Below are 7,566 nucleotides of genomic sequence, written 5' to 3' on the forward strand. Positions count from 1 at the left end.
CTTCAATGGATTTCTTCATTGTCTCAGTTCAGGTTGAAAGTGCCAAATCTCTTTTAAATCAGGTAGGCACAACTCAACTGTTGAGAATTCTAAATTGTTACAATACTTAAGAAAGTCAGCTAAGTTCAGACTGATTAACTCATAAACTGATCTAAGTTTACGAATACCTCCCAAAAGGAAGATGTAATTTGCCTCTCAAGTGAAGAAAATTTATCATGGAAGCTAAAACGGGAGGTCAAGCTTAATGCTGAAGTTGGATGATGAAGACCGGATCAATTTAAAACGTTAAGGTTGGCTTCAGAATTTCTTCAGTCTTGATCTTTCGCCTTAAATTTAAACTCAAAGTTTCTGAAATGTTGAAAATGCTCTTGATTCAAATCGAGAATGAACCAATTGAACTAAGCAAATCACAAATTTTGATCACAACATCAATGCAATCTGTTCCAGATTTCTCGGTAAGGACTTAATTGTTGAATCCAAAAACCTGTTTAAAAGACTTTGTTTATATCTCTGCTCTGTAATCTTGAGTTCATCTTGTTTAATTTTTTCATAAGGAGAATGATATCCATGAATGACTGCCCTTGCTGCTCTTCTTCAATGCTACGTCATATTGAACATAACCGAGTCTATTGGTACTGTCCTTCTTGCCATCAAGAAATGCCTAATTTTTCCTTGGAAATGGTTAATCGTCAACTTAACCCTTCTGCGCGTCAGGCTTTCAACCTTTTTAAAGAGCGAAATCAACGTTTGGCTAAACTGGCATTAAGTTAAGTTTTAACCCTAATTAGGTTGAATTTGATGGTGAGAGAATCAATCTCTTGATGTGGCTTTCCGAGACATTTAACAAACTGAAAAACTTCTGATGTTGATTGATAGCAATTGAAGTCAAAATTAGGTTATCAATGATGGCTTTGATTTGGCTCCCCTGATTTCTAATATGAAATCTAATTATCGATGCTACAGATATTCTTCCCTAAGTTCCTCCACGAAGAATATCTAGCAAAAATTGGGGGTTTTATATAACTCCTGAGATAAAAAACAACATCAGAAGTTTTACCCTGTGATCTTGAGTTGGGTTTTCTCAAAGGATTTAGGGTTAAGCTTGAGTCTTGAAAATCGGGATAAAGCCTAATAATAAACCTTTAAATTTTTAAGATAGGCTCAACAACAATTAATCATGAATTGTCCCATCGGGCATAATTGCTCCATTGAGATTGGCATCTGTTAAAATCGTGCGGGTTAAATCGGCTCCACGCAAATCAGCATTGCATAAATTAGCTCCACTTAAATCCGCATAACTCAAATCAGCCCCTTTTAAATTAGCTTCAATCAAGGTCGTATGATAGCTTTGTTCAGAGCTTAAAAGTCCTAAACCTGAAACTCCAAAAATGGCGTGACAGAGCTTTGCTTTTTCTAAATTGGCTTGATGTAAAATCGCCCCGCTAAAATTAGCATAACTTAAATCGGCTTGGGTTAGAATTGCATAGCTTAAATCCGTTTGTTGATTATGATTCGGACGCAAATTAGCCTCAAATAGAATAGCTTGGGAAAGATTGGCATTTTTTAAATTACATCCTGATAAACAAGCTTTCATTAATTGGCTTTCTTCTAACGACGCTTTAATCAGTTTTGCACCTGTTAAATCCGCTTCTCGTAACTCAGCTTGATGTAAATTCGCTTCGCTTAAATCGGCACCCCAGAGAATGGTTTCACTTAAATTGGCTCGAAATAGATTCGCTTTAGTTAGCTTGGCTTTCCCTAATCTAGCTTCTCGTAAATCCGCATAACTCAAATTAGCTCGGCTCAGATTCAAATTGACTAAATTGGCTTCTTGTAAATCAACGGACGATAAATCAATATCAGGAAAGTTGCGTTCGGCGGCTGCATATCTTCGGAGAAATTCATCGACATTCATAATAATATTAAGTACAAGGGGTAATAACCAACGCTAAACAGCAGTTTTTAACGCTCGGAGTTGTTCTAACTGTTGATTTTGTTGCTGCATTTGAGCCACTAAAGATTCACAGACTAAATCACAGACTTCAAATAAAAAAGGATTTGTAATTTCATAATAAACGCTAACCCCTTGTTGAGTCCGGGTTACAATTCCAGCTTGAGCTAATACTTTTAAATGTTTAGACACATTTGCCTGTCCTAACCCGGTGGCTTCAATAATTTGGGTGACATTTTTAGCTCCAGATTTTAAACAACAAACAATTTGTAATCGGCTGACTTCCGATAACACTTTAAAAAAATCTGCCATTAACGCTAAGGCGGCTGGAGATAACTGTAAATAGTCGCAGTTTGAAGTCGGTTGCACGGATTTTAAAGTGGTGTTTGTCATTGTGGGAACTCAATGGCGATGTTGATACAACTTTTTTACTATATTACCATATTGTTTAATAAATTTAAAACAATGATCCCTGAGCAAGTCTTGAATCTAATAAAAAAATATAACTAGATCAAGATCTATATCCTAAACTTATCAGTTCTTAAATTCAGATTAATAACTGATAACTAATTACGGATTCTCATCCAAGTTCTCGTTGTTTTCTCGCTCCGTGAGTCTCAACAAAATATCTGCATGAACTTCTTGAGTAATAGGATATAAATAGGCAAAAACCATCCCAATCATCAGCACAAGAGTGGGTAAAGGGCCAATCGCCAACCGAATGGCGAACAAAGCGGAGTCGGGTTGTATGGGTGCGGGTTGACCTGGAATAGTGGAAATAAACCCAGCCATTTCTAATGCTTGTCCCACAAGAAATAAACCAATGGCTAATCCAATTTTTTGTAATAACACCATAAACGAATAAAAAACACCTTCTCGTCGTTGTCCAGTATTTAATTCATCTAAATCAATTACATCAGGAATCATTGACCAAGGCACTAAGTAAGCCGTTGCTACGCCACATCCAGCTAAAATTGCTAGAATATACATTAAACTAATTTGTCCGGGTTGTAGGAAAAATAAACCGGCTTGGGTAATAATCCATAACCCCATTCCCATAAAATAAACTACTTTTTTTCCATAGCGTTGACTCACTAAATTCCAGACAAATAACATCACTAACGCTGTTCCTTGAACCGCGATCGCCACTTGGGGAAAAGTCGCTTCAGGAAGTTGCATCCAATTCACCACAAAATACGGCAAAATAGAAGCGGTTAATTGAACGCCTAACCAGGAACAAAGATAAATTCCAATTACTAATAGAAACGGTCGATTACTAAAAGCGATTTTAATTTGTTCAGCAACGGGTAAATTAACGGAATCATCCTCATCAACCTCTCCAGACTGCCCAGATAAAACTTGATGACGAGTTCCTAAAAAACACCAAAAAAGCGGAATAACAGATAAAATCCCACAAATAGCACCTAAAACTCCATAGCGTTCATAGGGATTATTGGGAAAAAAACTAAAAATAATTTGAGCTAATATTAAAGAAAAAATACTCCCCCCGATGGAGAAAGCAAATCGAAAACTATTGAGGCTGGTTCGTTCGTTATAATCTGTGGTTAATTCAGGGGTTAAAGCGGTATAAGGTAAATTAACAACGGTGTAAGCCGTATTAAAAAGAATGGCAATGATCACATAATACCAAAATAGAAATGAGGTGTTATTACCTGGAACAATCCATTGTAAAAAAAATAAAATTCCAAAGGGAATTGCCCCAAAAACCATCCAAGGATAACGACGTCCCCAAGGGTGAACCGTGCGATCGCTTAAAACCCCAACAATTGGATCATTAATTGCATCCCAAATTTTCCCCACCATTAATACACTTCCTGCTAATCCCGCAGGTAAACCCGCAACATTCGTCAGAAAAACCAGAACAAAAAACACAGAAATATTTGCCGTAATTGCGGGGCCTAAATCTCCTGCACCAAAGGCTAATTTTGTCCAAAAATTCAGTTTTTTAGGCGGGGGAAGCGTTGAAGAAGGGCTTGAGTGCATAAAAATTAATATCAAAGATGATTGCCATCTTTCAATCCAGAACCGATGGCTGACAACAGGATAGCCTAAAACGATATCCTAATTAATAGCAAGAATGATTTGGGAGTGATCCAATTATGGCTGCTTTAGGCGATCGCTTTAATCGCATGATCGGAAAAACCCGATTTGTCGTCTGTCGTGTATTTCTGCATTTAGGCGGTGCAGAGGTCGCACCTCTATTGGGGGTACTCAACCAAGCCGCTAGGACTGCCATTGACGCAGAGGGAGACTTGGAAGTGACTGGGGAAGCCTTAGTGGATATTTGCCAAAGTCTGCTTCAGTATGACATTTACTGGCTGTCCGCTTCCAATGAAGGAGATGTGATTTGGAATGAGGGAGAAGCGGCGGAGTATTTTAACGAACTGTTCACCGACTCTGGCCAACGCTATTTGAGTCAACCGGATTTCTCTCACTCGGTCGATGAGCATCAACCTTTATCGTTACCCATGACTCGAAATTTAGTGGTCATGATTACAATAGTAGCAGAAGGGGAAGTTCCCGATTTAGAAACAGATTTATCTAGTGTTGAAGCCATGAAGGAAGGGTTAAAAGCGATCATTAATCTTCACTATCAACATAGACTCAGAGGCATTCAAGTTCATTTTTCCCCGGCTCGTTTAGGGGATGAATTAAACGGAGATCAATTGTTACAGAATTTTCCTGAATTGGTTCCCCTGTAAACAATAAGATCGGTTTTCCTAACGATTATAGCAGTCATGACAACACGGTGTTTAACAAAAACTGGAGCAAATTCATGTTGACAAAAGCGAATCAATTTATGTGGAAAAAAGTTTTAATTCTGTTGATTTCCTTCACCTTTTGTTGGACAACCGTTGCTTGTGGAAGTTCCACCACTTCCTCCATGTCACAACAATCAACGTCAGTGGTATCAGCACCCAAAAATCAAGTTACAGAGGGTCAATATCCCGTTCAACAAGCGCAATATAATGATGTGGATGGGTCATATACCCTAATGTTGTTAAATACTCCTGCGGGTAAATCTTCCACCTATCAAACCACAAATTTACAGATGGCGCAGTTAACTGATGAGCAAATCAAAGCGGGAGAAAAAAGCCAGTTAAATATTAGTAATAGTCAACCTATTTTGTATTTAACGCCGGATTTCCGCATTGAATACGTTCATAATGTAACAGAAACTCAACCCGACCCCGCCACAGGTCAACCCCAAACCATTGTTGTCCGTCAAGAATCAAGTTTCTGGACACCCTTTGCGGCTTCCTTTGCGGGTAGTGCCATTGCCAATAGTTTATTTGCTCCCCGTTATTATGTGCCTCCGGTGTATCAACCCGGAAGCGCGTTAGTCGGCTATGGTGGTTATGGTTCCAGTTATGACCAAGCGGTTAATCAATATCGTACCCGTTACAATACCACTCCTCCGGCGGTAAAAAATCGCACCACCTTACGCACCACCGGAAATATCCGCTCCAACCCGAATTCCTCCGTTAATCGCCGTACATCCCCGAATTCCAGTCGCTCAACGGGTTCAGGCTTTGGAGCAACGGATTTGCGTTCCAACCCCAATAAAGGTTCAACTCAACAACGCAAACCCAGTTTTGGTACAGGTTCCCGCAGTCGTTCCTCCTTTGGAACAGGAAGCAGAAGACGCCGTTAAAATTTCGTTGTGAACCCCGTCAGGTTTCTCGCCTAAAGGCAAGTGAACCCTTCAGGGTTCATTTTTTTATCTCTTTTTTATTCCTCAGTTTCACTAAGAATTATAGCAACCACGCCCAGCAGTTAGAACATAGATTGATGCTAAAAGAGAACTTTTTTCCTCCCTATTCCCTGCGCAGCACTGAGCCTGTCGAAGTGTTCCCTACTATCATAGGTTGCTGACGATTTCGGACTTCTAAATAAATCAACAACGCATTAATATCAGCCGGATTAACCCCACCAATTCTCGACGCTTGACCTAGTGTTAAGGGTTTAACTTTCATTAACTTTTCTCGTGCTTCCATCGACAACGTTTCAATTTTCATGTAGTCCAAATCTTCCGGTAACGCTCGATTGGATTGGCGACTTATTTGGTCAATTTGGTTTTGTTGGCGTTGCAGATATCCTGAATATTTAATCTCAATTTCTGCACCTTCTTTTTCGATTGGGTTGAGGTTAGAGTTGCCTAAATTATACCGTTCTAAATCAACGTAATGAAACCCTGGACGACGCAACAAATCTGCTAAGGTAATCGACCCTTTAATTTTTTGTTGGGTATCATTCGTAATCGAAATTCCTACCTCATCATTTTCTTTAATTCGAGTCGAATATAACCGTTCTTTTTCAGCAATAATATTTTCTTGTTTCCGTTGGAATAATTCCCAGCGACGGTCATCAATTAACCCAATTTCTCGACCCAAAGGCGTTAACCGTTCATCGGCATTATCAGACCGTAATAATAACCGATATTCCGACCGACTGGTTAACATTCGATAAGGTTCTCGTAAATCTTTGGTACACAAATCATCAATTAAGGTTCCGATATAACTTTGTTCACGGGGAAATACAATCATTTCTTGATGTTTAACCAATCTCACCGCATTAATACCCGCAATAAAACCTTGCGCTGCCGCTTCTTCATAGCCCGTTGTGCCATTAATTTGTCCGGCACAAAATAGCCCCTCAATTTTCTTCGTCATCAACGTAGGATAACATTGAGTTGCAGGTAAATAATCGTATTCCACCGCATAGGCTGGACGCAACATCGTACAATGTTCTAACCCCGGAAGACTTCGTAACATTTGTAATTGTAATGTTTCTGGTAAACCCGTCGAAAATCCTTGAATATACAACTCAGGAATATCTCGACCTTCCGGTTCAATAAAAATTTGATGACTTTCCTTATCCGCAAACCGCACAATTTTATCTTCAATACTCGGACAATAACGGGGGCCCTTCGCATCCACCCAACCGCCATAAACGGGAGATAAATGCAAATTTTCTCGAATAATTCGGTGAGTTTCTGGCGTCGTTCGAGTCAAATGACAACACATTTGTTCCCGTTCAATTTGTACTTCTGGGTCGAAACTAAACCAGCGCACTTCTGTATCTCCGGGTTGCGGTTCTAATTTTGAATAATCTACAGACCGTTTATCGACTCGCGCCGGAGTTCCAGTTTTTAATCGTCCTGTTTCAAACCCTAAACGGTTGAGGGTTTCTGTTAACCCAATAGCCGCAAATTCTCCCGCTCGTCCCGCCGCCATCGATTTATTCCCAACCCAAATTATTCCGCCTAAAAATGTACCCGTTGTTAAAATAACCGCTTTGCATTTAAAGGCAACTCCAAAATAAGTTTGTACCCCAATAATTTCATCATTTTTACCTAAAATTAAATCCGTTACCATCCCTTCTCGGACAGTCAAATTATCCTGATTTTCAATAATATTTTTCATCACGGCGGCGTATTCCCGTTTATCCGTTTGAGCCCGTAAAGCCCACACCGCAGGGCCACGAGAAATATTCAGTACCCGTTTTTGCAAATAGGTACGGTCGGCCATTTTGCCAATTTCCCCCCCCAAAGCATCGACTTCATGGACGAGTTGGGACTTAGCAGGGCCACC

General features: G+C 39.7%; 7 protein-coding genes. 3 read left to right on the plus strand and 4 right to left on the minus strand.

What is annotated here, in order from left to right; genetic code table 11:
• Positions 1 to 567: 567 nt before the first annotated feature.
• A complete protein-coding gene (locus tag ACKPEB_RS20200; RefSeq protein ID WP_408966791.1) occupies positions 568 to 771 on the plus strand; it encodes a hypothetical protein in 204 nt (67 codons plus the stop codon).
• 400 nt (positions 772 to 1,171) lie between these two features.
• Here ACKPEB_RS20200 and hetL read toward each other — a convergent pair whose 3' ends face one another.
• The 3 genes from hetL to ACKPEB_RS20215 form a co-directional block, all read right to left on the minus strand.
• A complete protein-coding gene (gene hetL, locus ACKPEB_RS20205; protein WP_408966792.1) occupies positions 1,172 to 1,915 on the minus strand; it encodes a heterocyst differentiation pentapeptide repeat protein HetL in 744 nt (247 codons plus the stop codon).
• Positions 1,916 to 1,948: 33 nt separating this feature from the next.
• Positions 1,949 to 2,344, minus strand: coding sequence for an ArsR/SmtB family transcription factor (locus tag ACKPEB_RS20210; protein WP_408966793.1), 396 nt, complete (start codon positions 2,342 to 2,344; stop codon positions 1,949 to 1,951).
• A 177-nt stretch (positions 2,345 to 2,521) separates the two neighbouring features.
• Complete coding sequence (locus tag ACKPEB_RS20215; RefSeq protein WP_408966794.1) at positions 2,522 to 3,955, minus strand: MFS transporter; 1,434 nt, start codon at positions 3,953 to 3,955, stop codon at positions 2,522 to 2,524.
• A 116-nt stretch (positions 3,956 to 4,071) separates the two neighbouring features.
• Here ACKPEB_RS20215 and ACKPEB_RS20220 point away from each other — a divergent pair, with 116 nt between their 5' ends.
• Both ACKPEB_RS20220 and ACKPEB_RS20225 read left to right on the plus strand, forming a co-directional pair.
• A complete protein-coding gene (locus tag ACKPEB_RS20220; RefSeq protein WP_408966795.1) occupies positions 4,072 to 4,674 on the plus strand; it encodes a DUF1517 domain-containing protein in 603 nt (200 codons plus the stop codon).
• Positions 4,675 to 4,748: 74 nt separating this feature from the next.
• Positions 4,749 to 5,627, plus strand: a complete 879-nt coding sequence (locus ACKPEB_RS20225) for a hypothetical protein (protein ID WP_408966796.1) — start codon at positions 4,749 to 4,751, stop codon at positions 5,625 to 5,627.
• A gap of 163 nt (positions 5,628 to 5,790) precedes the next feature.
• Here the strand turns inward: ACKPEB_RS20225 and mnmG are convergent.
• Positions 5,791 to 7,566, minus strand: a 1,776-nt coding sequence (gene mnmG, locus ACKPEB_RS20230; RefSeq protein ID WP_408966797.1) for a tRNA uridine-5-carboxymethylaminomethyl(34) synthesis enzyme MnmG, incomplete at its 5' end; no start/stop codon positions are given.

Origin of the sequence: Planktothrix sp. (assembly GCF_046067725.1) — a bacterium.
Lineage (GTDB): Bacteria > Cyanobacteriota > Cyanobacteriia > Cyanobacteriales > Microcoleaceae > Planktothrix.

Excerpts from the sequence above, each read along its gene's own strand:
- ACKPEB_RS20200 (WP_408966791.1), top strand. The coding sequence starts at position 568 with ATGAATGACTGCCCTTGCTGCTCTTCTTCAATGCTACGTCATATTGAA.
- hetL (WP_408966792.1), bottom strand. The coding sequence starts at position 1,915 with ATGAATGTCGATGAATTTCTCCGAAGATATGCAGCCGCCGAACGCAAC.
- ACKPEB_RS20210 (WP_408966793.1), bottom strand. The coding sequence starts at position 2,344 with ATGACAAACACCACTTTAAAATCCGTGCAACCGACTTCAAACTGCGAC.
- ACKPEB_RS20215 (WP_408966794.1), bottom strand. The coding sequence starts at position 3,955 with ATGCACTCAAGCCCTTCTTCAACGCTTCCCCCGCCTAAAAAACTGAAT.
- ACKPEB_RS20220 (WP_408966795.1), top strand. The coding sequence starts at position 4,072 with ATGGCTGCTTTAGGCGATCGCTTTAATCGCATGATCGGAAAAACCCGA.
- ACKPEB_RS20225 (WP_408966796.1), top strand. The coding sequence starts at position 4,749 with ATGTTGACAAAAGCGAATCAATTTATGTGGAAAAAAGTTTTAATTCTG.